The sequence below is a fragment of the Pseudarthrobacter quantipunctorum genome, assembly GCF_045291495.1.
Taxonomy (GTDB): domain Bacteria; phylum Actinomycetota; class Actinomycetes; order Actinomycetales; family Micrococcaceae; genus Arthrobacter; species Arthrobacter quantipunctorum.
The window spans coordinates 3,269,528-3,291,827 of sequence record NZ_CP148033.1 but is presented as its reverse complement, the minus strand read 5'-3'; the positions used below and the strand labels follow the sequence as shown (position 1 = coordinate 3,291,827).

General features: G+C 65.5%; 21 protein-coding genes. 11 read left to right on the top strand and 10 right to left on the bottom strand.

The window, feature by feature from the left end; translation table 11 throughout:
- Positions 1-69: 69 nt before the first annotated feature.
- The 3 genes from WHH00_RS14925 to WHH00_RS14915 all read left to right on the top strand — a co-directional run bounded on the left by WHH00_RS14925 (position 70) and on the right by WHH00_RS14915 (position 4,170).
- Complete coding sequence (locus WHH00_RS14925) at positions 70-1,203, top strand: lipid II:glycine glycyltransferase FemX (protein ID WP_406633968.1); 1,134 nt, start codon at positions 70-72, stop codon at positions 1,201-1,203.
- A 99-nt stretch (positions 1,204-1,302) separates the two neighbouring features.
- Positions 1,303-2,616, top strand: coding sequence for a peptidoglycan bridge formation glycyltransferase FemA/FemB family protein (locus tag WHH00_RS14920; RefSeq protein WP_406633966.1), 1,314 nt, complete (start codon positions 1,303-1,305; stop codon positions 2,614-2,616).
- A 51-nt stretch (positions 2,617-2,667) separates the two neighbouring features.
- Positions 2,668-4,170 carry a threonine/serine exporter ThrE family protein gene (locus tag WHH00_RS14915; protein WP_406633964.1) on the top strand — a complete coding sequence of 501 codons (1,503 nt, stop codon included), beginning with the start codon at positions 2,668-2,670 and terminating at the stop codon, positions 4,168-4,170.
- A 14-nt stretch (positions 4,171-4,184) separates the two neighbouring features.
- Here WHH00_RS14915 and WHH00_RS14910 read toward each other — a convergent pair whose 3' ends face one another.
- Together WHH00_RS14910 and WHH00_RS14905 are read right to left on the bottom strand one after the other, a co-directional pair.
- Positions 4,185-5,024 (bottom strand): siderophore-interacting protein, encoded by an 840-nt coding sequence (locus tag WHH00_RS14910; protein WP_406633962.1) that lies wholly within the window; start codon positions 5,022-5,024, stop codon positions 4,185-4,187.
- Positions 5,025-5,038: 14 nt separating this feature from the next.
- Positions 5,039-5,809, bottom strand: coding sequence for a uracil-DNA glycosylase (locus WHH00_RS14905; protein ID WP_406633960.1), 771 nt, complete (start codon positions 5,807-5,809; stop codon positions 5,039-5,041).
- A 140-nt stretch (positions 5,810-5,949) separates the two neighbouring features.
- Here WHH00_RS14905 and WHH00_RS14900 point away from each other — a divergent pair, with 140 nt between their 5' ends.
- The 5 genes from WHH00_RS14900 to groL all read left to right on the top strand — a co-directional run bounded on the left by WHH00_RS14900 (position 5,950) and on the right by groL (position 10,569).
- Positions 5,950-6,279 (top strand): DUF3263 domain-containing protein, encoded by a 330-nt coding sequence (locus WHH00_RS14900; protein WP_350004891.1) that lies wholly within the window; start codon positions 5,950-5,952, stop codon positions 6,277-6,279.
- A 50-nt stretch (positions 6,280-6,329) separates the two neighbouring features.
- Positions 6,330-6,974, top strand: coding sequence for a LytR C-terminal domain-containing protein (locus tag WHH00_RS14895; protein ID WP_406633957.1), 645 nt, complete (start codon positions 6,330-6,332; stop codon positions 6,972-6,974).
- A 194-nt stretch (positions 6,975-7,168) separates the two neighbouring features.
- Positions 7,169-7,375 carry a cold-shock protein gene (locus tag WHH00_RS14890; RefSeq protein WP_146031895.1) on the top strand — a complete coding sequence of 69 codons (207 nt, stop codon included), beginning with the start codon at positions 7,169-7,171 and terminating at the stop codon, positions 7,373-7,375.
- Positions 7,372-8,646, top strand: a complete 1,275-nt coding sequence (locus WHH00_RS14885; RefSeq protein ID WP_406633955.1) for an ABC transporter substrate-binding protein — start codon at positions 7,372-7,374, stop codon at positions 8,644-8,646. The genes WHH00_RS14890 and WHH00_RS14885 overlap by 4 nt, the downstream gene beginning before the upstream one ends.
- 288 nt (positions 8,647-8,934) lie before the next feature.
- Positions 8,935-10,569, top strand: a complete 1,635-nt coding sequence (gene groL, locus WHH00_RS14880) for a chaperonin GroEL (protein ID WP_231456752.1) — start codon at positions 8,935-8,937, stop codon at positions 10,567-10,569.
- An 86-nt stretch (positions 10,570-10,655) separates the two neighbouring features.
- On the opposite strand, the gene WHH00_RS14875 is transcribed toward groL, so the two are convergent.
- The gene (locus tag WHH00_RS14875; protein ID WP_406633953.1) at positions 10,656-11,963 is read right to left on the bottom strand and encodes an ABC transporter substrate-binding protein; all 1,308 of its coding nucleotides are present in this window, start codon (positions 11,961-11,963) and stop codon (positions 10,656-10,658) included.
- Between the two features lie 207 nt (positions 11,964-12,170).
- On the opposite strand from WHH00_RS14875, the gene WHH00_RS14870 reads away from it, so the two are divergent.
- Positions 12,171-13,133: an RNase H family protein gene (locus WHH00_RS14870; protein ID WP_406633951.1), complete on the top strand. Its 963-nt coding sequence runs from the start codon at positions 12,171-12,173 to the stop codon at positions 13,131-13,133.
- A gap of 7 nt (positions 13,134-13,140) precedes the next feature.
- Here WHH00_RS14870 and WHH00_RS14865 read toward each other — a convergent pair whose 3' ends face one another.
- The 4 genes from WHH00_RS14865 to WHH00_RS14850 all read right to left on the bottom strand — a co-directional run bounded on the left by WHH00_RS14865 (position 13,141) and on the right by WHH00_RS14850 (position 16,341).
- Positions 13,141-13,428, bottom strand: coding sequence for a WXG100 family type VII secretion target (locus tag WHH00_RS14865; RefSeq protein ID WP_350004883.1), 288 nt, complete (start codon positions 13,426-13,428; stop codon positions 13,141-13,143).
- 106 nt (positions 13,429-13,534) lie between these two features.
- Positions 13,535-15,055 carry an ATP-binding protein gene (locus WHH00_RS14860; RefSeq protein WP_406633949.1) on the bottom strand — a complete coding sequence of 507 codons (1,521 nt, stop codon included), beginning with the start codon at positions 15,053-15,055 and terminating at the stop codon, positions 13,535-13,537.
- A 2-nt stretch (positions 15,056-15,057) separates the two neighbouring features.
- Positions 15,058-15,768 carry a response regulator transcription factor gene (locus WHH00_RS14855; protein ID WP_231456747.1) on the bottom strand — a complete coding sequence of 237 codons (711 nt, stop codon included), beginning with the start codon at positions 15,766-15,768 and terminating at the stop codon, positions 15,058-15,060.
- Positions 15,769-15,840: 72 nt separating this feature from the next.
- Positions 15,841-16,341 (bottom strand): DUF427 domain-containing protein, encoded by a 501-nt coding sequence (locus WHH00_RS14850; protein ID WP_406633946.1) that lies wholly within the window; start codon positions 16,339-16,341, stop codon positions 15,841-15,843.
- A 216-nt stretch (positions 16,342-16,557) separates the two neighbouring features.
- Here WHH00_RS14850 and WHH00_RS14845 point away from each other — a divergent pair, with 216 nt between their 5' ends.
- Positions 16,558-16,815 carry a hypothetical protein gene (locus tag WHH00_RS14845; RefSeq protein WP_066273863.1) on the top strand — a complete coding sequence of 86 codons (258 nt, stop codon included), beginning with the start codon at positions 16,558-16,560 and terminating at the stop codon, positions 16,813-16,815.
- A 5-nt stretch (positions 16,816-16,820) separates the two neighbouring features.
- Complete coding sequence (locus WHH00_RS14840; protein WP_406633944.1) at positions 16,821-17,690, top strand: FHA domain-containing protein; 870 nt, start codon at positions 16,821-16,823, stop codon at positions 17,688-17,690.
- Positions 17,691-17,717: 27 nt separating this feature from the next.
- Here WHH00_RS14840 and WHH00_RS14835 read toward each other — a convergent pair whose 3' ends face one another.
- The 3 genes from WHH00_RS14835 to WHH00_RS14825 are packed head-to-tail and all read right to left on the bottom strand — an operon-like array spanning position 17,718 to position 22,106.
- Complete coding sequence (locus WHH00_RS14835; RefSeq protein ID WP_406633942.1) at positions 17,718-19,364, bottom strand: DNA repair helicase XPB; 1,647 nt, start codon at positions 19,362-19,364, stop codon at positions 17,718-17,720.
- Positions 19,361-21,862: a helicase-associated domain-containing protein gene (locus tag WHH00_RS14830; protein ID WP_406633940.1), complete on the bottom strand. Its 2,502-nt coding sequence runs from the start codon at positions 21,860-21,862 to the stop codon at positions 19,361-19,363. Before WHH00_RS14830 ends, WHH00_RS14835 begins: the two co-directional genes overlap by 4 nt.
- A 10-nt stretch (positions 21,863-21,872) precedes the next feature.
- Positions 21,873-22,106, bottom strand: a complete 234-nt coding sequence (locus WHH00_RS14825) for a hypothetical protein (RefSeq protein WP_350004869.1) — start codon at positions 22,104-22,106, stop codon at positions 21,873-21,875.
- Positions 22,107-22,300 lie beyond the last annotated feature (194 nt).

Here is a 22,300-nt window from a genome sequence, read left to right as displayed (position 1 = left end):
CGGGCCAAGGCAGGCACGGGCGGGCTGCTGAAAAGCCCTAGGGCCTTCAGGCTTTAGACTTGAGGCTGCATGTCCGCACGCAGACACGAGTACCGAAACCGCGCACAAAACCGATTGGACACGGCCCCCTTGCGAGAATTTACCGCACGTTTTGCCACAGCCGAAGAGATTGAGAACTGGGACAAGCACGTCACGGCCAACCCCAACGGCGGCAACATGCTGCAGTCCGCCGCGTACGCGTCGGTAAAGAACGGCAGCGGCTGGAAAGTCCGCTTCCTGGTCCTCGAAAACGGTGCATCTGCCAGCTACAACCTGGTACTCGAAAAGAGCTTTCCCCTGCTGGGCCGGCTTTGGTACCTCATCAAAGGCCCCGACCTTGAAGCGGCGGCGGACCTGAAAGCGGCGCTGGAGGCCTGCGCAGCTTTCGTGCGCGGCCGGAAGCTCAACGTCTTCACCATCAAGATCGAACCGGACATCGTGGATTCTGAAGAGGCCCAAGCACGACTGTTGGAGGCGGGCCTGGTCAAGGCGCCCAACATTCAGTCCAATGACTCCACTGCGGTGCTAGATATCTCCGGCCCCGAAGAAGCAGTGTTCAAGGCCATCTCCTCCCGGGCACGTAACGCCATCCGCCGGGCCGAGCGGGAAGGCTGCGAAGTGGTCCGCCAGGAACACGGTCCGGAAACCTACCGGGCCCTCTACGACCTCATGGCGGACACGGTCAACGCCAAAGGCTCCATGCCGCTGCGCAGTTACGAGTATTACGCAGCCTTCTGGGACGAATTCTGCAACCGGGGCCAAGGCAACTTCTTCTTCACCTACGAAGACGGAAAACCCAGCGTGGGAGCCTTCGTCATCAACTACGGGGCCAAAGCAACCTACAAGGACGGCGGCTCCACCCAGAACCGCAAGCAGTACGGCGACTCGCACCTGGTCCAGTGGGCTGCCATCCGGCGCATGCAGGAACTGGGATGCATGGAATACGACTTCTGCGGCACCCCGCCAGCCTCACGGATCAAGGACAAGAGCCACAATCTTTACGGGATGGGTATGTTCAAGACCAGCTTCACCAAAACCGTCACCGATTTTGTGGGCTGCCACGACTACGTTCTTTCGCCCGTGAAACACAAGCTCTGGGTCAAGGGAGCCGAGAAGGTGTTCCGCCGGATCGAAACTGCCCGCACCGGCCAGCAGTTCTACTGACCCGGAAGCGGGGAACGCCGCCTTTCCTGTTCCGCGTTCCGCCGCCGACCCAGCCCACAGCCTGCCTCTGCCAGCCCCATTCGTGAAGAAGGTAACCCCTTGACTGCAATTTCCGCCGCCGACCTGGAGCTCGCCGTGCTCAGCGACGCCGAATTCGAACAGTTCGCGCTGAAGCACCCACAAAACAGCTTCCTCCAGTCCCTCGACTTCACAAGGTTCCAGCGCGCCAGGGGGCAGCAGGTTGAGCTCTTCGGCGTCCGCCGCGACGGTGAACTGGTAGCGGCCGGCAAACTGAACTACACCACCACACGCCTCGGCTACACCATCTGCGAATGCGCCAAGGGCCCCCTGATGGACTACACGGACGCTGGGCTGGTGCGCGCCGTCGTCGGACTTCTCCGCAAACGCGCCGTGGAACGGAAAGCCGCGGAGCTGCGGATCTCCCCGAACCTCAAGTACATTGCCCGCGACGCCGACGGCGCGGAACACCCCGAGGTGGAGGACAACAGGCCGCTGGTGGCACAGCTCGACGGGCTGGGCTTCCAGCACCAGGGGCAGGACATGAACTTCGTCAACGTGAACTGGATGTTCATCAAGAGCCTGGAAGGCGTCCAGGACGCGGAAGAACTGATCATGGGCACCAGCTACCGGACCCGGAAAGCCATCCGCAAAGCGGAAAAGAACGGTGTCTTCCTGGAACAGGCAACGCTGGAAACCCTTGACGAGTTCTACGGCGCCCTGAGCCGGGCCGGCGACGAAAAGGGTTTCGTCTACCGCGAACGCGCCTACTACGAACAGCTGCTCCGCACCACCTCCGCCGAGTTCACCAAACTCATGATGGCCAAGATCGACATTCCCGCCTACCGGAAATCCATTACGGACCGGCTTGCCGAGGAATCGGCCACCGCGGCGGAACTCCGCCGCGAAGTGGAAGAGACAGGCAGCAAGAAAAAGGCCAACCGGCTCAAAGTGGTCCAGGACCTGGTGGACAGCTACGAGCGAAGCCTCAAGGACATCGAACGCTTTCCGGATTCCGTTGGCGTGGCCACGGTGGCCGCCATCCACTTCGTCTGCTACGGCGACGAGGTGGTCTGCGTCATCGGCGGCACCGTGCAGGACTACATCTACTTCAATGGCGCCACGTCGCTGTACTGGGGAATGATGCTGCACGCCCTGGAAAAGGGGTACCCGCGGTACAACTTCTACGGCACGTTCGGCATTTCCGGCCAGGACGAGGAAGGCCACGGCGGCTACGAGTTCAAGAAGGGCTTCGGCGGGGAAGTGGTCCAGCTCGTGGGCGACTTCGTAATGCCCGTCCGCCCGGCCGTGTTCCGCGCCAACAAGCTTGCCCGCGCGGCAGCAGGCGCCGCCCGCCTCCTGCTGGCCAAGCTGCCCCTGCGGCGCTCCGCCTGACGCGCCCCGCGGGACAAGCACTGCACATCACCATCACGGGAGGAGGGACCCATGACCGACCGGCCTGACTATCCCGGCGGCGGATCACCGAAAGCAACGCCGCGCACCGACGGCCTACCCAAAACCGAGCCGCTGACTCCCTCCCAAGTACGGCAGAACGCAGCTGCGAAAAGGATGCTGCGGCGCCTGGTCCAGGGTGAGAACCCGCCCACTGCTCCCATGAGCATCGTGGACAGGCTCACCGGAAGCCCCTACGCAAACCCCATGATCCAGGTTGGCGGCGTGGACACGTCCGCCCGGAAGACCCTGGATTTCGCGCTGCACCTGGCCGAAACCATGTTCCGCTACGGTGCAGGAGCCCTCGAGGTTGAAACCAGCATCATTGCCGTCACGGCGGCGCTGGGCCTGAAGAACATCGAAGTGGACATCACCAACCAGTCGGTGGGCATCAACTACGCCCCCAAGGACCAGACGCCCATCGCGCTGCTGCGGGTGGTGCGGTCCTGGACCAACAACTATGCGGGCCTGGCGAAGGTCCACCAGCTGGTGACGGACATTGTTGCCGGGGGAGTGGGGCGTGACGAGGCGATCCGCAGGCTGGATGAGGCAATCACGAGCCCCAAGCCTTTCCCCCGCTGGATGGTGACGGCGGCGTTCGGGATTTTCGCCGCAGCGTTCGTCGCCGTGCTGGGCGGCGGGCCGGTGTCCTCCGCCATAGCGTTCGCCGTCAACATCGGCGTGAGCCTGCTGGCCCGCCAGCTGGGCCGGTGGCGGGTGCCGGACTTCTTCACCACCGCCAGCTGTTCCTTCGCCGTGACCCTGCTTGCCCTGCTCCTGTGGCAGTTTGGGCTGACAACCTCGCCAGCCATCGTGGTGGTGGGGGGAATCCTGCTGCTCCTGCCCACGGGCCGTTTGGTCTCCTCGGTGCAGGACGCCATCAACGGTTTCCCCGTGACCGCAGCGGGGCGGTTCCTTTCCACCCTCCTGACTTTTGGTGCGCTCGTGGCGGGCATCGCCGTCGCTTTTGTGGTGGGCCAGCTGACGGGCATGCAGGGCATCGACGTAACGCAGACCTTCCCGCCGGCCTACGACCTGTGGGTCCTGGTAATCCTTGTGGCAGTGGCAGTGATGGCCATCGGGGTCACGGAGCAGACCACCTGGCAGCTCCTGCTTCCCACAGCGGCAGTGGGCGTCGCCGGTTACCTCGTCCTCTTGGGCGGCGGCCTGCTGGGCATCGGCGACCGGTTCTCTCCGGCACTGGCCGCCGTGGTGATCGGCCTGCTTGCCCGGGTGGTCGCCTTGCGGATGGGTGCACCCCAGCTGGTGGTAGCGGTGCCCGCGGCACTGATCCTGCTGCCCGGCCTCACCATCTTCCGATCGATGTACGTGCTGACCATCGAGGAAGCCGAGATCCTGCTCGGCGCCGGCGGGATGCTCAACGCCGGTGCCATTGTCCTGGGGACTGCCGGCGGGATCGTGCTGGGGGATACCCTGGCGAGGCCCCTGACCCGCAGCCTGGCCAGCAACGAGCGCCGGCGGGCCCGCCGCCGCTGATCCGGCCCGGCCGCCTAGAGCTGCCCTACGGGCAGTTTCTTCTCCGCCTGGAAAACGTCTTCAACGCGGCCCTTGGCCCAGTACCCCGACAGGGACACCTGCTTGCGCTCCAGGCCGCGCTGGACGAGCAAGACATCGCGGAGCGCCTTCATGTACCCCCGCTCGCCGTGGGCAAAAACGTCCACTCTGCCGGCGGGCCAGTCAGCATCGGCGACGGCCTGCACCAGGAGGCTGCTTTCGCCAGCCGGGACGCCACGGCGGAAGAGCCAGTGCAGTTCAAGTCCGGCCGGGGCGGCAATGGGTTGGATGTCGGCCTCGGAATCAACCTCGAGGAAAGCGACGCCGGCCGCTTCCGCCGGGAGGGATTCGATGCAGGCGGCAATGGCGGGCAGGGCTGCCTCGTCACCTGCGAACAGGTACCAGTCAGCTTCGGGGTTCGGGTTGTACGCACCGCCCGGGCCGGTGAAGGTCAGGCTGTCTCCCGGCTGGGCCCTGGCCGCCCATGGCCCTGCCAGCCCTTCGTCGCCGTGGACCACAAAGTCGATGGCAAGTTCCCGTGCTCCGGTATCCACCCAGCGAAGGGTGTAGGTGCGCGTGAAAGGCCATTGTTCCCGCGGCATGGTCTCGCGGATGCTCCACAGATCAAGGGGTGAGGGGTACTGGACACCTGGCTGCGGGAAGACAATCTTGACGTAGCGGTCAACAAAGCCGTTGTTGACGAAATCGGCAAAACTGTCCCCGCCCGCAACAATCCGGACCATATGCGGCGCCAGTTGTTCGCGGCGCACCACCGTGAGGTTGACCTGGGGGCGGCTTTTCTTGCTGGCGCTGGTGGCGGCGGGAACAATGCTCATAAGGCAAGCCTAAGCTAGGGCACTGCCGGGAGCTCCCAGGTTACGCCGGCTGCCCCCTGCTCCCGCAGGAGCGCGTTGACGCGGCTGAAGGGGCGGGAACCGAAAAAGCCCCGTGAAGCCGACAACGGGCTGGGGTGCGCGCTGGACACCGCGGGGACCCCGGGCAGCAGCGGGCGCACGCTCTCGGCGTCCTTTCCCCACAGGACCGCGACCAGCGGCAGGGGTGACCCGTCCGGTGCCCGCCGCGCGCCCAAAGCCTTGACTGCCGCCGTCGTAATTTCTTCCCAGCCCTTCCTTCGGTGGGATCCCGCAGACCCTGCCCGTACCGTCATCACGCGGTTCAGGAGCAGCACCCCCTGGCCGGCCCACGCAGAGAGGTCACCGTGCACCCTCGGTGGAATTCCCAGGTCTTCCTCGAGCTCGCGGTAGATGTTCGCGAGGCTCCGGGGAATGGGCCGGACGTGCGGATCCACGGAGAAGGACAGCCCGACTGCATGCCCCGGCGTGGGGTACGGGTCCTGTCCCACAATCAGGACCTTCACCTCCGCAAGGGGCTGGCGGAAGGCCCGCAGGACGTTCGACGGCGCCGGGAGGACCTGGTGCCCTGCCGCCACTTCACCGGCCGCGAACCGAAGAACGGCGCGAAGTCCGGCGTCCACGTCCGAGAGAGCCGCGGCCCAGTCCGGTGCCATCAGCTCTGCCAGTGGAAGCTGGGCCTGCCCGGCGAAGCCCGTGCTGCCGGCCGGTTCCTGCTCCAGCTCAAACAAGGCGTCTGATTCAAACATCAGTCCATTCTTACAGGCGGCAGGAGGCGCCGGCTGTGCCTGCGGCGGGTGCGTCTCAGCTTCCGCGCAAATGACAACGGTGTTGTTCGTCCGTAGCATGGGGGTCAGACATTTACGCAACCAGCTAAGGAGAGTGCGCCGTGGCGGAGCCAGCTCGGGAGCACCTGCCGGAGCAGGAGCAACGGAACACCCTGTTGGCGGACTTCACGCTGCGGGAGTCGCCGCTCAGCGAGCGGGAGCAGCAGATGCTTGCCCTGGAGCGGCAGTGGTGGAAGTATGCCGGCGCCAAGGAACAGGCCATCCGGGAACTGTTCGATCTGTCCGCCACGCACTATTACCAGCTCCTCAACGCCCTGATCGACACCGAGGATGCGCTGGCGCATGACCCCATGCTGGTCAAGAGATTGCGTAGACTACGTACGTCGCGTCACCGTGCACGCACTGCACGCCGCCTGGGGTCCGACGCTTAAGACGCTCACGCTGACTCCTCAGCAGCTACACACAAGGATGTCTCTTTCCCATGACCAAATACGCCCGCGATGAATTCGACAAGGTTCCGCAGACCGCGTCGCGACAAGGTGTACACCGCACAGCATCCGCTCCGGCCCGGGTCCGTCTGTGGCCCATCCTGACCGCAGGGATTGTTGCGCTGGCCATCGGCATGGTTTCCTTCCTGATCCTGCCCAAGCTTGGATTCGACGGCCCTGCCACCCAGGCGGCGTCGAGCCTGGAAGCAGCACCGCTGGCTGAAACCGGTCCGACCCCGTCCGCTGCTCCGGGCGCGTCAGCAGGCGCCTCCACCGAACCGGACCCGTCGTCTTCTTCCGAGCCGGACGCAGTGGGCAACGAGACTCCGTCCAGCCCAGAGCCGACAGTTCAAACGGCAACGGTGGATAAAACCCAGGCCGTGGCGGTGTACAACGCTTCCGGAATTGCCGGGTTGGCAGGCCGGGTGGGGGGAACCGTGCAGTCGGACGGCTGGACCCTGGGCCAGGTAGGCAACTGGGCAGGGGCGCCGCAGCAGGGCTCCGTCATCTTCTACGCGGGAGCAGCGCAGGAGGCCAGCGCGCAGGCCCTCGCTGAACTCCTGGGCGTTCCCGCCGTAGTGGAGAGCGCCGAATTCCAGGTTCCCCTGGTGGTGGTGCTCGGCCCCGGATACCGGTAGCGCCGGGTTCCCCAACAAAACACTTTCCGTAGCATGCTCCCCTGTCAGGGCCAGGGGTTACGCCTGAATAACGTTTGCCGACGGCCATGCCGTGCCCCGGCGCTGCCGGTGTGTATTGGCTAAAGTGAATTCCGGGCTTCGAGTCACGGCGGCACCGGCGCAACACCCCGCACCTAACGGAAAGAGTGGTCATCATGGCACGAGGAACCGTCAAATGGTTCAACGCGGAAAAGGGCTACGGCTTCATCACCGTTGACGGCTCCGGGGACGACATCTTTGTCCACTGGTCCGCCATCCAGGGTGAGGGCTACCGTGCGCTGGATGAAGGCCAGCGGGTGGAACTTGAAGTCGGCGAAGGCGAAAAAGGCCCGCAGGCCGAAAGCGTCCGGCCGGCCGAGTGAAGCACCCGTTTTCCTCCGCTGCACCCATCCGTCCGTTGTTCGCCGCAGCGCTCTGCGGCACGCTGGCCCTGACCGCCTGCTCCGGAGTGACCGGAAATGCGCGCACGGAACCGGCGGAGGCCTCGGGGGACGGCACGCTGCGGGTTGGGCTGATCCTGGACAACGCCGGTGCCAACAGCTTCCTGAACGGTCCCCAACTGGCGGCCGCCAGGCTCGCCGTCAAGGAGATCAATGCCGCCGGCGGGCACAAGGGCCGGCCGGTGGAACTCCTGCCTGTTGAAGCCGGCGGGGACACGGCGTCCCAGGCGCAGGCGCTGGTCCAGGCCAAGGCGGATGTGGTCATCGGCCCTACCGACTCCAGCCATGCCGCCGCGGCCGTTGACGTCCTCTCCAGGGCTCGGACGCCGCTGGTTTCCCCTGCCAACACCGCGGCCGCGCTCAGTGGCCTTGCCAGCGGCGGATACTACTTCAGGACGGCCGCCGCCGACGTCGCGCAGGGACCCGTGCTGGCCAAGCTCGCAAAGGACGCCGGAGCCGCCACCATCTCAGTGGTGTACCAGGAAGGTTCCTACGGCGGCGATGTCTCCGCAGCCGTTTCCGCGTCCGCTGAACAGGCGGGCCTGGATGTGCTGGCATCAGTTGGCTTCACCCCGGGCGAGGCGGGGGCTGCCGCGGCCGCAATCCGCGAGGCGCAACCGGACGCCGTCATCCTGATAGCACGTGACGGCGCGCAGGGCGCCCTGGCTGAGCTGAACAACGCAGCCCTTGCGGGCTCAAGGCTCATTTTGAGCGACGGCGCCTTCAGCCGGTATGGCTCCAGGCTGGGAACCCAAGCCCTGGACGGTGCACGGGCGGTAGTCCCGGGGCAGCTTCCCTCGGCAGGGTTCCAGGAAAGGCTGCTGGGCATCGACCCGGCCCTGAAGGACGTGTCCTTTGCGGCCGAGACGTACGACGCCGTGACCCTTGCCGCGCTCGCGGCGGCAAAGGCTGAGGATGATGCCGGGCGTTCCATCGCTGCAGGGCTGATCGCAGTTTCAGGCGGCACCGCCGACGGCGCGGGCGCAGCCGGAACGGCGCCCTGCTCCAGCTACAAAGACTGCCTGGCGGGCAAGGCGGCCGGTGCGGAGATTAATTACGACGGCGAATCGGGCCCTGTTGCGTTCGATGCCAACGGTGACATCACCTCAGCCACCTTCACGGTGTTCACGTACGGCGCGGACAACATTCCCGCGGCCACCGGCGTTGAAACGGCAGGCCGCACCGCCGGTTGATCGCCCTCGGCGAAGACGCGCCCGCCAGGGCGCTTTACGCTGCTTATTCGCTTGCACTCTCACGTGGGGAGTGCTAATTATTGAGTTAGCACTCTGACGTACCGACTGCTAAGCAAAGCGTGGCTTCGGCCAGCGGCGCCGGCACCGGTCAAGGAGCGAAGAAACACCTAACTGGAGTGAGACCCACACCCCGAAGGCATACAGAGGCCGCCGGTAACGGGTCGTCCGTCGCGGGCACTGCAGCGAAGGTTCATTCTTAACGACTGTCCCGAAAGGACTACTGCCGTTATGGCCAAGATCATTGCATTTGATGAAGAGGCACGCCGCGGCCTTGAGCGGGGCCTGAACATCCTCGCCGACGCCGTTAAGGTCACCCTCGGCCCGCGTGGACGCAACGTCGTCCTCGAGAAGAAGTGGGGCGCTCCCACGATCACCAACGATGGTGTTTCCATCGCCAAGGAGATCGAGCTGGACGATCCTTACGAGAAGATCGGCGCCGAGCTGGTCAAGGAAGTTGCCAAGAAGACTGACGATGTCGCCGGCGATGGCACCACCACGGCTACCGTGCTGGCCCAGGCCCTGGTCAAGGAAGGCCTGCGCAACGTTGCCGCCGGCGCCGACCCGCTGTCCCTCAAGCGCGGCATCGAGAAGGCCGTTGAAGCCGTCACCGCCGAGCTGCTGAACTCCGCCAAGGAGATCGAAACCAAGGAAGAGATCGCCGCCACGGCATCCATCTCCGCCGGTGACGAGGAAATTGGTGCACTCATCGCCGAAGCCCTGGACAAGGTGGGCAAGGAAGGCGTCATCACGGTCGAGGAGTCCAACACCTTCGGCCTGGAACTCGAGCTCACCGAAGGCATGCGCTTCGACAAGGGCTACATCTCCGCCTACTTCGTCACCGACGCTGAGCGCCAGGAAACGGTCCTCGAGGATCCGTACATCCTGATCGTCAACTCCAAGATCTCCAACGTCAAGGAACTGGTTGCTGTCCTGGAAAAGGTCATGCAGTCCAACAAGCCGCTGCTGATCATCGCTGAGGACATCGAGGGCGAGGCCCTGGCCACCCTGATCGTCAACAAGATCCGCGGCACCTTCAAGTCCGTCGCCGTCAAGGCTCCGGGCTTCGGCGACCGCCGCAAGGCGCAGCTTGCCGACATCGCCGTCCTCACCGGTGGCCAGGTCATTTCCGAGGAAGTGGGCCTCAAGCTGGAGAACGCCGGACTGGAACTCCTGGGCCAGGCCCGCAAGGTTGTTGTCACCAAGGACGAGACCACCATCGTCGAAGGTGCCGGCGACGCCGACCAGATCGCAGGCCGCGTTTCCCAGATCCGCGCCGAGATCGAGAACTCGGACTCCGACTACGACCGCGAGAAGCTGCAGGAGCGCCTGGCCAAGCTGGCCGGCGGCGTTGCAGTCATCAAGGCAGGTGCTGCCACCGAGGTTGAGCTCAAGGAACGCAAGCACCGCATCGAGGACGCAGTCCGCAACGCCAAGGCTGCAGTTGAAGAAGGCATCGTTGCCGGTGGCGGCGTGGCCCTGATCCAGGCCGGCGCCAAGGCATTCGCCAACCTGAACCTGACGGGTGACGAGGCGACCGGTGCGAACATCGTCCGCGTTGCCATCGACGCCCCGCTGAAGCAGATCGCCTTCAACGCAGGCCTCGAGCCCGGCGTGGTCGTGGACAAGGTCCGCGGCCTGCCCGCAGGCCACGGCCTGAACGCAGCGACCGGCGAGTACGTCGACCTGCTGGCTGCCGGCGTCAACGATCCGGTCAAGGTAACCCGCTCTGCCCTGCAGAACGCGGCCTCCATCGCCGGCCTGTTCCTCACCACCGAAGCAGTGGTGGCTGACAAGCCCGAGAAGAACGCTGCCCCCGCAGGCGGAGACGACATGGGCGGCATGGGCGGCATGGGCGGCTTCTAAGCCTTCCTGCCGGGACCTGTCCCGCTGCACATAAATGTGGCCCCCTCTCCGGAGGGGGCCACATTTGTGTTTACCGCGGGCTGTTACTACCTGGCGCTGGCCAGCATCCCTTCAACTTCCTTCTTGAAGGCTTCAGCGGCGGCCTGGGGGCTGAGGTGGTCATACAGAACCTCATCGGTGTAGCGCTTGATGACGTTCTGCACGCTGCCTGCGCCCACCGGCGGGACCGGCGGAGCCTCCTTGATATCGGGCGCAATGTCCTTCAGGAAGCCCACAACCGTGGTGTCGGCAGGCTTCAGGGACGTCGTGATGCTCTCAACGATTTCAGGGTTGGTCGGCACGCCGCGGTCCGTCATCAGGATTGCCCCGGCCTCCGGGCTGTTGGCCAGGTAGTTGATGAAGGTGGAAGCGGCTTCCGGGTGCTTGGAGCGTGACGAGGCGGACCAGAACATGGTGGGCTTGTAGTACATCCCGTTCTCAGCCGCTGAACCGTCGATGCTGGGTGCCCGGAGCATCTTGATGCTGCTTCCGGTGGTGGACTCGAGGGATCCGAGCTGGTTGGTCCACCACCATGCCATGCCCACCCTGTTGGTGCCGAAGAGGCTTTCCTCGAGCCCGGCGCCGGAGTCCTCTGTGGCCACCGTGGCCGGCGGGCTCGCCTTGGAGTCGCGCTGTTCCTTCAGCCGTTCCCAGAACGATGCTGCGGTGGCGGTATCGAAGTCGAGATTGCCGTCCTGGGAGTAAAGGTTTTCCCCGTGCTGGCGCAGCCAGATGATCAGGTCTGCTTCATTGCTGCCGTACGCGGCGCCGTAATTCTTGCCGTCTCCGGCGGCGCTGATCTTCGAGGCTGTTTCCATGAATTCGTCCCACGTCCACGTGGTGTCATCCGGAATGGGAACATTCGCTGCTTCAAAGACCTTGGTGTTGGCCATGATGACATAGGCGTTCTGGCCGGTGCTGAGTCCGTACTGGGCGCCGTCATACTGGCCGGAGGCCAAGGCTTCCTTATCGAGTTTGGAAGTATCGATGCCTTCCTGCTTGGACAGGTCGAGGAGCGCCGCGCGCCCGCCGTATTCCGCGATGTACTTCTGGTCCATCTGGATGACATCCGGTGCATCGTTGGCCGCAGTCTTGGTGGCCAGCTTGTCCCAGTAGCTGCCCCACTCGCCGGGCTCGGATTCAATCTTGATGTTCGGGTGTTCCGCCTCGAAGGCGTCGATCACCTTTTCGGTCTGGGCGTTGAGGTACTCGTTGCCCCACCAGGCAAACCTGAGGGTTACTTCCTCGTTGCTCTCCGAGCCTGAAGAGGTGCCGCAGCCTGTGGCGAGGAGGGAAAACGCAACTGCTGCTGCGCCGAGCTGGAATTTCCTCCGGCTGAGGGTTGGGATCGTCATTGATGTGCCTTCCTGGTGCTGAGGGCGCTTCCCGTCGGCTGCCGCTGCATCTGTGTACATCGGGTGGATGAGAAAACGCTTTCTCGTTTCAATACAGCGATTCTGCCTGTCCCGCTCTGTCCGCGTCAAGTACTTTCGGTAACCGCTTTCCAGGCACTGGCCGGGGCCGGTCTCCGGTTTGTCGTAACCGTCTGGCAGGATGGACCGGTGACGATAACTGCAGCGGCTGACGGCTCGGCCTTGGGAAACCCTGGTCCGGCCGGCTGGGCCTGGTACGTGAATGACGACTGCTGGCGTGCCGGCGGGTGGCCCCATGGGACAAACAACCAGGGCGAACTGATGGCGGTCCTGGACCTGTTGCGGGCCACGGCCCACCTTCCCCAGGAGGACCTTCACATCCTCTGCGACAGCCAGTACGTCATCAATTCGATTACCAAGTGGATGCCGGGGTGGAAGCGGAAGGGCTGGCGCAAAGCCGACGGCAAGCCGGTCCTCAATGTGGACCTGCTCAAGGAACTGGACCGGGAGCTTGCCGGCCGGAAGTACACCTTCGAGTGGGTGAAAGGGCATGCCGGGCATGACCTGAACGAGGCCGCCGACGAACGTGCCAGGGCAGCCGCGACGGCCTACCAGCAGGGCGTGGCTGCCCGTTCAGGGCCAGGCTTTCCCGGGGCCCACCATGCCCACCCGGTGGCGGCAAAGCAGGAAGCCGGAAGCGCACCCCTGCAACCAGAAAAACCGGCAGTGGCCTACGAGGAACTGGACCTGTTCAGCCAGCTGGATAACGGTGGGTTCGACGAGCCCGGGACTGCAGCGAAGGCAGCTGAAGCGCCGCCTGAGGCCATAGTGGAGGAACTTGAACGGGAGCTGCTGGGGCCGCTGGTTCGCGGGGATATCGGCCGGACAGCGGTCCTGCTCCACCCCGACTTCACGGAGATCGGCAGTTCGGGCAGGATGTGGACCCGGGACGCCATGATGATGGCACTCGAGGAGGACCCTGGCGAGCGTACGGATATTGAGATCCTGGGCGCGGAACGCATCGGTGCGGAGGCGGTCCTCCTTACCTACCGCAGCTATGCGCGCGCAGGCACCACGCTGCGAAGTTCACTGTGGGTGTTGGACGGCGGCCGGTGGCGGCTGCGGTTCCACCAGGGGACACCTGAAGCCTAGCCGCCGCTCAGCTGAACCGCTGGGTGTTGCCCTGCTCCGCCTGCGCGTAGGTGGCCGCTGCTGAGGCAAGCGCCGTGTTGATGGATGCAAGTGAGGCTTCCACCCGTCCCTGCGTTAGAGTCCATTCGGTTATGAGTGCCTGGAAGTTCGTGGCGGCAGAGCCCCGCCACGAACCCTGGAGTTCGTCCAGGCCTCGTTTCATGGCCTGGACGTCGGCGCTGATTCTGTCCACTGTGGCCTGGACACTGGCGGACTTCAGCTGGAGGAGCTCGGTATCGACGGAGATAATGCTCATGGTGGTGCCTTTCGCTGTGCGGCAGCTTGCGCCTGCGGGCCCGGCCGGTCCGGCCCCTTGCCCTCGAGCGTAGGGAAACCGCACCGGACGCTTCCACCGCCGGCGGCTATATGTGCATAACCTCGCCGTTGCCCTTATTCTCGTCCACACGGTCTGCTTCCCCGGGGCTCTCGTCCACGCGCATCCCTGAATCCGGAACGTCGTCACGCTGCGGGAGGCTGACCACAAGGGTGGCGCCGCCGCCGTCGGTATTTTCAACCCGTACGCTGCCGCCGTGGGAGCCCACGATCGCGGCGACAATGGCGAGTCCCAGCCCACTGCCTCCCGTGTCCCGCGTCCTGGACGTGTCCGCCCGGTAGAACCGCTCGAAGACCTTGGACGCGTCTTCTTCCGAGATGCCCGGACCGTGGTCCCGAACTTCGATGACGGAGCGCAGCTGACCGTCTTCCGCCGGCCGGACCCCCACCGCCAGCTCGATGGGGCTGCCCTCCGGGGTGTAACGCAGGGCGTTGCCCACCAGGTTGCCTACCACCTGGCGGAGCTTGGCTTCGTCGCCCAGGGCAGGGGCCGGCATGGCGGGACCGCCGTCGAGGCCCGTCAGCGATATCACGCGGGAGCGGTCGCTGGCCTGGGTGTCCACCACAGCGTCATGCGCAATGAGCTGCAGGTCCACGGGCTTTTGCTGCAGCGGACGCTGCTCATCAAGGCGGGCCAGCAGCAGCAGGTCCTCCACCATCGAACCCATGCGCTTGGCTTCGCTTTCGATCCTCCCCATGGCAGTGGACACGTCTTCCTCCGTGGCCAGCGCGCCATGCCGGTACAGCTCGGAGAACCCCCGGATGGTCACCAGCGGGGTCCGCAGCTCATGGGAGGCGTCGGCCGCGAAGCGCCGCATCCTCGCCTCCGACGCTGTGCGGGCCGCGAAGGCTGTTTCGATATGGGCGAGCATGGCATTCAATGACCTGCTCAGCCGCCCGAGCTCGGTGCCGGGGTTTTCGACCTCCACGCGGCGGGAGAGATCACCGGCGGCGATGGCGGCCGCGGTCTTTTCCACCCGGGCAAGGGGCCGGAAGGAACGGGAGACGGTCCAGCTTGCAATGAGGGAGGCGAGCAGCAGGGTCAGGAGGCCCACTCCGGTCACCACCAGGGTGGCGTGCTTGAGGACGTCGTCCACGCTCCGCAGGGGCAGCCCGATGGCCACCACCGCAGTCGTCTGGCCGTTCTGGACGGGTACGGCGACCACCCGCCAGTTCTCGCCGTCCGTGCCGCGCACCTGGTAGGGGACCGCCCCGCGTGCCTGGGCCTGTTCCACTGAGATGGAGCTGATGTCCGGGCGGTTGTCCACATCGCCGCCGAACGGATACGGGTCTTCGCCCGGGGCGAAGAGAATCAGCGAATAATCTGTGGGGACCATTGGGTTGGTGGGAGCCTGCAGGGGCGTAAAGGAGCGCTGTTTCCGGGCCAGGTCAACAGCTGCATACAGTTTGTCGTCCACCTGCGCCTGCAGGTAGCTGTGCAGCAACGCCAACGTTCCAGCTCCGGTCACCGTCAGGGCAACTATCAGCAGCGCCATGATCATGGCCACCAGCTGCGTCCTCAGGGACGCCGACTTCCATCGCTGCAGCAAGGTCAGCGCTTTTCTGCCGTCCGGAGCACATAGCCCACGCCGCGCTTGGTCTGGATCAGCGCGGGGGCGTCGGGATCGATGTCCACCTTCCGCCGAAGGTAGGAAATGTACGATTCCACGATGGAGGCGTCACCGTTGAAGTTGTATTCCCAGACGTGGTCCAGGATCTGCGACTTGGAGAGCACCCGGTTGGGGTTGAGCATGAGGTAGCGGAGCAGCTTGAACTCGGTAGGGGAGAGCTCAATGACGGTGCCGCCGCGGCGTACCTCGTGGGCGTCATCGTCGAGCTCAAGGTCGTCCACGCGGATCACGGCGTCGTCATCCACCATAGGCTGCGTCCGGCGCAGGACAGCCCGGATCCGGGCCACCACCTCATCGAGGCTGAACGGTTTGGTGACGTAATCATCCCCGCCGACAGTGAGCCCGGTGACCTTGTCCTCGGTGTCGTCCTTGGCGGTGAGGAACAGGACAGGGAAGTGTTTCCCGGCGGCGCGGAGCCGGCGGGTGACAGTAAAACCGTCCATGTCAGGGAGCATGACATCCAGCACGGCCAGGTCCGGGGTGTGGGCATCCGCGGCGGCAAGGGCGTCACGTCCGTTCGACGCCGAAACGACGTCGAATCCGGCGAACCGCAGCGAGGTGGACAGCAGCTCGCGGATGTTGGGTTCGTCGTCGACAACGAGGAGCTTCGCTTCTGGACCGTTCTTGTTCATGCTTCCATCATGCTCCCGGACTCTGGGAGTTGTCTGGACGTTGGGTGGAAGCCGGGTGGGGAAAGCCGGCGCCTACCAGCCCATGGTCCCCGGTTCGCCCTTGAACGGGCCGGCTACCCGGTCAGTGATCCAGCCGCCGTAGAAGCCCCCTGCCTGCGGACGGACACGCTCGCCCTCCACTTCGCAGTAGTCCATCCTGCCCGGGTACACGGCCACCCGGTCAGCCAACGCCTCGTACCCCTTTGACGGCTCCGGGTAGAACCACGCTGCTGCTTCAGCCACCGCCCCGCCCCCTCGGACAGTGAGGTAGTGCGCTGCACCTTTGAACTCGCAGAAGCTGCTTCCGGGTGCCGGCTCCAAAGCTCCTGGCAGAAACGCCGACCGGGGCAGGTAGTAGACCGGCGGGTGGCTGGTTTCGAGGACCCGGAGCGAGTCAACGGTGTCGAGGATCAGTTCGCCGCCCAGGACGATGCGGATCCGTTCGGTCCCCGGCTCGACGCGTGGGGGCCGGGGGTAGTCCCATACGGATTCCTGTCCGGGACGGGGCACATCGGGGGTAACTTTGCGGCGCATGCCTCCAGTGTGCCCGACGGGAACCCAAACCGGAGTGAGAACGTTCCGTGCTGCACTCCTTCCGCCCGGTGCAGCACGGGAATACAGTGATGGTGCCGGGCTTGGCTCCGTCCCGATCCGGCATCGCAGGGCCCTCCCGGCGCCCGCAGATCCGCGCTTGGCTGCTCCACACCACGTTTTTCAATGATTTCCAACCCAATGAAGGGCATAACCATCATGACTGACCTGAGTGCATCCGAAAACACCGCATCCAACGAACGCAGCATCCGGGACTGGGCGGACCTGGCAGAGGAAATGTGGTCATATCTCACCGGCAAGGGTGCGGCGATCAACTACCAGTTCGTGGACATGACCATCGAAGTGCCGCGAGACATTGGCCCCGATGCTCCGCGCGCCACCTGGAAGCTCAATGGCAGCCTGCGCGTCACAACCAGCGACAAGGATGCCGCCGGCTCCGATCTGAACCGTGGCTGACGGAGATGGCTGAATACCGCCTGGACGTGGACCTGGACTTCTCCTACACAGACGGGGCCGGATCGGTTACCAGGGGAAGTGCCCGGTCCTCGGGCATGGACGTCACGGTGTCCATGGACAGCCTGGCACCCCTGGGAGGCGGAGGCATCCCGTCACTGGAGGAAATCAGGCCCCTGGCGGAGATGCTGGCCGGGAAGGGGCTCAGTGTCACCCTCTCAGGTCCGGACGGCAGCATCGTCAGCCTGGGCGCGGTGAACAGCCCGGCATCGCAGCGCCTGGTGACCCGCTCCCCGCACATCAAACTGGGCAAACTGGGAGCGCTCGTGCCGGTTGTCAGGCAGGGCCGGCGCAAGTCTGCGGGTCTCCCGCTGCTGCCGCCCTCCACCCCCTTGCCCCTGCTGCCCACCGTCAGGCGGAAAATCAGCCGCCGGATCACCACGACGCACTACACCCGGGGCAGTGGCCGGCCACGGCTGATCTTCGTCCAGGACGCGGACACATGGACCGGGCAAATCCCCCGGGAGGTAACGCTTGCAGGGGAGAAGACCACCATCGGCAGCGACCCGGGCTCCGACATCGTCCTGGACGGCCTGGAAGGGCTCCACGCCGAGATCAGGCATGACGAGCTGGACGAGTACGTCCTGGTTCCGCATGGCTCTGTCAGCGGCAGCGTGGCGCAGGGCGGGCCTTCAGTGCTCCGTACCGGCGCCAGGATACAGATGGGGCAGTGGTGCCTCGCCTTCTTCCGGGAAGAATTCGCCGACCACGGGCGCCCCTACGGCGGCCGCAGCGGTGGAGAACTGGCTTACGAGCGCCCGCAGTTCGATCCGCGGACCGGAACCATGGAAAGGGACAGTTCGCGCGGCGTTAGCTGACCCTGCTCTGCCTGACGGGCGACGGTCCTAGTCAGCCGTTTCCACATCCTTGGCGTCCATGATCCGGTACGCGTAGCCCTGTTCCGCAAGGAACCGCTGGCGTTTGGCGGCGAAGTCCTGGTCCAGCGTGTCGCGGGCCACGAGCGAGTAGAAGCGTGCCGAGCGGCCGTCCTTCTTGGGCCGCAGGAGCCTGCCCAGCCGCTGGGCTTCCTCCTGCCGGGAACCGAATGAGCCCGAGACCTGGATGGCCACCGAGGCCTCGGGAAGGTCGATGGAAAAGTTGGCCACCTTGGAGACCACCAGCGTCTGGATTTCCCCGGTACGGAAGGCGTCAAACAGTTTTTGGCGCACCTTCACCGAGGTGTCGCCCTTGATCACGGGCGCGTTGAGGCGCTCGCCGAGCTCATCCAGCTGGTCGATGTACTGGCCGATGACCAGCAGCTGTTCACCGGCATGCCGGCCAACCAGCTGCTCCACCACCTGCGTCTTGGACTCCGAGGTGGCGCACAGCCGGTACTTGTCGGCGTCCTCAGCCATGGCGTACGCAACCCGTTCGTCCTTGGGCAGGTCCACGCGGACTTCCACGCAATCAGCCGGCGCGATGTAGCCCTGCGATTCGATGTCTTTCCAGGGCGCGTCGTACCGTTTGGGCCCGATCAGGCTGAACACCTCGCCCTCCCGGCCGTCCTCCCGCACCAGGGTTGCCGTCAGTCCAAGGCGCCGCCTTGCCTGGAGGTCCGCCGTCATCCGGAAGATCGGCGCGGGCAGGAGATGCACCTCGTCGTAGATGATCAACCCCCAGTCGTGCCCGTCCACCAGCTCCAGGTGGGGGTAGAGTCCGCCGCGCTTCATGGTGAGGACCTGGTACGTGGCAATGGTCACCGGGCGGACTTCCTTGACCGCTCCGGAGTACTCGCCGATTTCGTCCTCGGTGAGGGACGTGCGCTTGAGCAGTTCGTCCTTCCACTGCCGGGCTGCAACTGTGTTGGTGACGAGGATCAGGGTAGTGGTGGAGCCGGTGGCCATGGCCGCGGCCCCCACCAGCGTCTTCCCGGCACCGCAGGGCAGCACCACCACGCCGCTGCCTCCGGACCAGAAGTTGTCGCTCGCCATCTGCTGGTACGGCCGCAGCTTCCAGCCGTCCTCATTCAGCGCGATCAGGTGCGGAGTGCCGTCCACGTAGCCCGCAAGATCCTCCGCAGGCCAGCCGATCTTCAGCAGCAGCTGCTTGAGCTGGCCCCGCTGGGAGGCATGCACCACCACGGTTTCGCCGTCAATCCGGGGGCCCAGCAGCGGCTGGATTTTCTTGGCCCGGATCACTTCCTCCAGGACAGGATAGTCATCGGTGCGCATGACCAGCCCGTGCTGCGGGTCCTTCTCCAGGCGCAGCCGTCCGTACCGGGACATGGTTTCTTCGACATCGATCAGCAGCGAATGGGGTACAGGGAAGCGCGAGTACTTCAGCAACGTGTCCAGCACCTTTTCCGCATCCAGTCCGGCGGCGCGGGCGTTCCAGAGCCCCAGCGGCGTGAGCCGGTAGCTGTGCATATGCTCCGGCGCACGCTCGAGTTCGGCGAAAGGTGCAATGGCATGGCGGGCTTCGGTGGCCAGCTCGTGGTCCACCTCAAGCAAGATGGTCTTATCGCTTTGGACAATCAAAGGTCCGTCGTTCACGCCGGGAAGTCCCTCACTGGCGCAGATTCCCCTGCAGCCTCAATATCGATGATGCGGTGGATGGACAGCACCCGTTCTGTTTCCTTGGCGGGATCAAATACCCGGACGCGTCCGCCGCTTACAGAGAGCGGAACAACCGTTTCCAGGTTGGCATTCCCCAGGCCGTCCACCACGTTCATGCTGATCCGCTGCTTGAGCCTGATGGCGCGCTGCAGGGCCTCAAGCCCCAGTTGCGTTCCTGCCTCGCCGGCGTGGTCTCCGGAACCACCGCGGTGTCCGACGGCGGCGCCCCCCTGGCGCAGGACCGCGAGCTGGGCTTCCACCTCCTCCGTCCCGGGCGCCGTACGCGGCGCGGTGTACACCGGGCGGGCGTCCTGGGCAGTGTGGGTTCCGCGGAGCCGGACCACGGGCTCATCCGCGCCGTCCACGGAAGGGGAAAGGCCCAGGCTGCGGAGAACCTGCGCGGTTTCCCGCGGCGGCGCGGAGGAGACCAGGACTGTGGGGGCGATCTTCTCCAGTTTCAGGGCGGCTGCCTTCGGCCCGGAAAGGAGCTCCAGCAAGGTGCCCTCGTCCTCGCTGTGGACAAAGCTGGCCGCTGTCCCCACGCGGAGCCTTCCGTGCCGCAGGGCGGTGTCCTCCACGAGGTATTGCAGCGGCTGGGGCACCGCGGTGGCGGAGTGCTCGCGGAGGAAGTCCATGATGCCGGCAGCGTCGTATCCCGTGTCCAGGGCCCGCTTGATGGAGGCTTCCGAGAAGCGGTAGATGGTGGCCGGCCCCTGGCCTTCGGCATCAGCCATGACCAGCAGTTTTTCGGTCAGCGCGGGGGCAAGGTAGCCGGGGGCGACTGCGGTCAGGTCTGCCTGGAGCAGGACATGGCTCAAAGCCGCCGGCAGGTGCTCGCCCAGGATGCCAATGGCGGCCTCAGGGTTGTCTTCCGCCAGCGCGCTGCCCAACTGGCTCAGGGCGCCGGACCCCACAAGGCCCAGGAATTCAGCTTCGGCGAGCACGCCGCGGATCATCGAGCTGAAACGCCGTGCCATCCGCGGCTGGGCCCATTCGGCGCGCTGGAGAACCGCTGCCGCGTCCAGCACCGGCGCGGTGCCGTCCGCCGGGCCCGCCTCCACGGTCAGCTCGTGCAGGATTTCGAGGATGCGTTTGCGGACCAGCGGGGCATCAGGCCGTTGGGCTTCCGCCGACAACGCAATGATGGTGCTTCCAGAGGCTGAACGGTGCGCCCCCGGCACGCCGCGCGACCCGTTGATGGGCTGGCCCACCAGGGACGGCACCCGCTCGCTGGCCAGCCAGGCGTTTACCAGCCAGAGCCACTGCTCCTGGCGCGGCAGGACAAGCCATTCAAGCTGCGGAGGCTGGACCCAGGACGAGGAATCGACGTCCAGCCGGATCAGGCCCGCCAGCGCGGCAAATTCCAGCAGGAGGCCCGCCTGCTGCTGGTCGATCCGCAGCAATTCGGCCAACCGCCTCATCTCGCGCACCCCTACGCCGCCGCTGCGCAGCGTGGCCAGGGGTTGGTCCCGTACGGCGTGGAGGAGCTCGCCCATGAGCCGCAACGTCTCCGATATTGCACTGAGCGCAGCGTTCCTGCGCAGCACCGCCGAGGTCCGGCCGAGCTCAGGGACGGGGGGCTGCAGGGTGAAATCGTTGATGATCGCACCGCCGCGCAGGGAGAGCCCCACGCTGTGGGGCAGCTCCACGTGCGCGGCGTCCAGCGGCACCAGCAATCCGCGCGCCAGCAACCAGTCGACGGGCCCGACGTCGGACCCCTCCGCGGCGATGGAAGCCTTCCGTTGCGCCTGGGGGACTGCGCCCATGGCCCAGTTGCGGAACCTGGCGAGCAGCGCCGTCGTCCGTTCCGGGGCCGTGGACAGGATGCTGTTGAGGGCGTCAGGAGAGGAGGTCCAGTGCTGCAGCGCAAGCGCCGCCTCCATGGGGGTGGTGGCGTCGTGGATGGCCACGCCGCTGCGGTGCAGCTCGGAGACCAGCTGGACAACGCGCTGCGCGAAGGCGGGCTGAAGCCGGACCAATTCCGTGTAGCTCCTGCCCAGCCCGGCGGGATAGATCCCCACCACGTCCTTCAGGGAACCCACCGGGAGGTAGTGGCGCTGTTTTGCTGCGGAATCCGGGGTCCCGTGCGGAGGCTCGGCGCGGTGCACCAGCGCCAGGTCCTGCAGCGTATGCAGGATCCGCTCAATCGCGGCTCCCGACGATCCCGGAATCATTTTGCGGAGTCCGGCCGCCGAGACGCTGTGCCCGGTGTCCGTATTGGTGCACAGGTGGAGTGTTTCGAGGACCTGCATCTGCGGCCTGTTAAGCCGCTCCAGCGCACGCTGCACGCTGAGCCGGGCGCTGGCCCGCGCCGCGAGGGCGCTGAAGTCGGGGACCGGCGGGGAGATGAGGTCCGGCCGGGCGTCGAACAGTGCACGCAGGGAATCGTCGCTGCGTGCCTCCAGCTCCTTGCTCAACGCACGAATGAGGGACATCAGTCCAACGTTACCGCTGGTCCGGCTTTCCTGCCCGGCGCCGCCCGGCAACGCTGTCCAGAACCAGGAAAAGCATCAGGAGGAAGGCGAGCGGCAGGCCGTAGAGCGCCGAGTACGTCACCCAGGCGGGGGCCACTGACCCGGCGAAGGCCAAAGCCATCACGGCGCCCACTGCCACCAGGGAGAGCACAGCGACAGCTGCGGCGGTGATCATCAGGGCACGCCGGTAACGCGAGGGTGTCATGGACGTAACGCTACAGCTCCCGCACCCTGCGGCGTGAACGCTGCCGCACGAAGCCCTTAGATGCCTCCGCGAGGCGGGTTAAAGCAGGAATAGGGCGGTGGGCAGGATAACCTTGAGGGATAGACCAACACGGTCTGCAGCCGCCATACCCTAAACCCGCACAGCAATGCGGATGCGGTGGCGGGCGGCCGTGT

What these genes read in the sequence shown, in the direction of transcription:
- WHH00_RS14925 (WP_406633968.1), top strand. Translation starts at nt 70, where the DNA reads ATGTCCGCACGCAGACACGAGTACCGAAACCGCGCACAAAACCGATTG.
- WHH00_RS14915 (WP_406633964.1), top strand. Translation starts at nt 2,668, where the DNA reads ATGACCGACCGGCCTGACTATCCCGGCGGCGGATCACCGAAAGCAACG.
- WHH00_RS14910 (WP_406633962.1), bottom strand. Translation starts at nt 5,024, where the DNA reads ATGAGCATTGTTCCCGCCGCCACCAGCGCCAGCAAGAAAAGCCGCCCC.
- WHH00_RS14905 (WP_406633960.1), bottom strand. Translation starts at nt 5,809, where the DNA reads ATGTTTGAATCAGACGCCTTGTTTGAGCTGGAGCAGGAACCGGCCGGC.
- WHH00_RS14895 (WP_406633957.1), top strand. Translation starts at nt 6,330, where the DNA reads ATGACCAAATACGCCCGCGATGAATTCGACAAGGTTCCGCAGACCGCG.
- WHH00_RS14890 (WP_146031895.1), top strand. Translation starts at nt 7,169, where the DNA reads ATGGCACGAGGAACCGTCAAATGGTTCAACGCGGAAAAGGGCTACGGC.
- groL (WP_231456752.1), top strand. Translation starts at nt 8,935, where the DNA reads ATGGCCAAGATCATTGCATTTGATGAAGAGGCACGCCGCGGCCTTGAG.
- WHH00_RS14875 (WP_406633953.1), bottom strand. Translation starts at nt 11,963, where the DNA reads ATGACGATCCCAACCCTCAGCCGGAGGAAATTCCAGCTCGGCGCAGCA.
- WHH00_RS14865 (WP_350004883.1), bottom strand. Translation starts at nt 13,428, where the DNA reads ATGAGCATTATCTCCGTCGATACCGAGCTCCTCCAGCTGAAGTCCGCC.
- WHH00_RS14855 (WP_231456747.1), bottom strand. Translation starts at nt 15,768, where the DNA reads ATGAACAAGAACGGTCCAGAAGCGAAGCTCCTCGTTGTCGACGACGAA.
- WHH00_RS14850 (WP_406633946.1), bottom strand. Translation starts at nt 16,341, where the DNA reads ATGCGCCGCAAAGTTACCCCCGATGTGCCCCGTCCCGGACAGGAATCC.
- WHH00_RS14845 (WP_066273863.1), top strand. Translation starts at nt 16,558, where the DNA reads ATGACTGACCTGAGTGCATCCGAAAACACCGCATCCAACGAACGCAGC.
- WHH00_RS14840 (WP_406633944.1), top strand. Translation starts at nt 16,821, where the DNA reads ATGGCTGAATACCGCCTGGACGTGGACCTGGACTTCTCCTACACAGAC.
- WHH00_RS14830 (WP_406633940.1), bottom strand. Translation starts at nt 21,862, where the DNA reads ATGTCCCTCATTCGTGCGTTGAGCAAGGAGCTGGAGGCACGCAGCGAC.
- WHH00_RS14825 (WP_350004869.1), bottom strand. Translation starts at nt 22,106, where the DNA reads ATGACACCCTCGCGTTACCGGCGTGCCCTGATGATCACCGCCGCAGCT.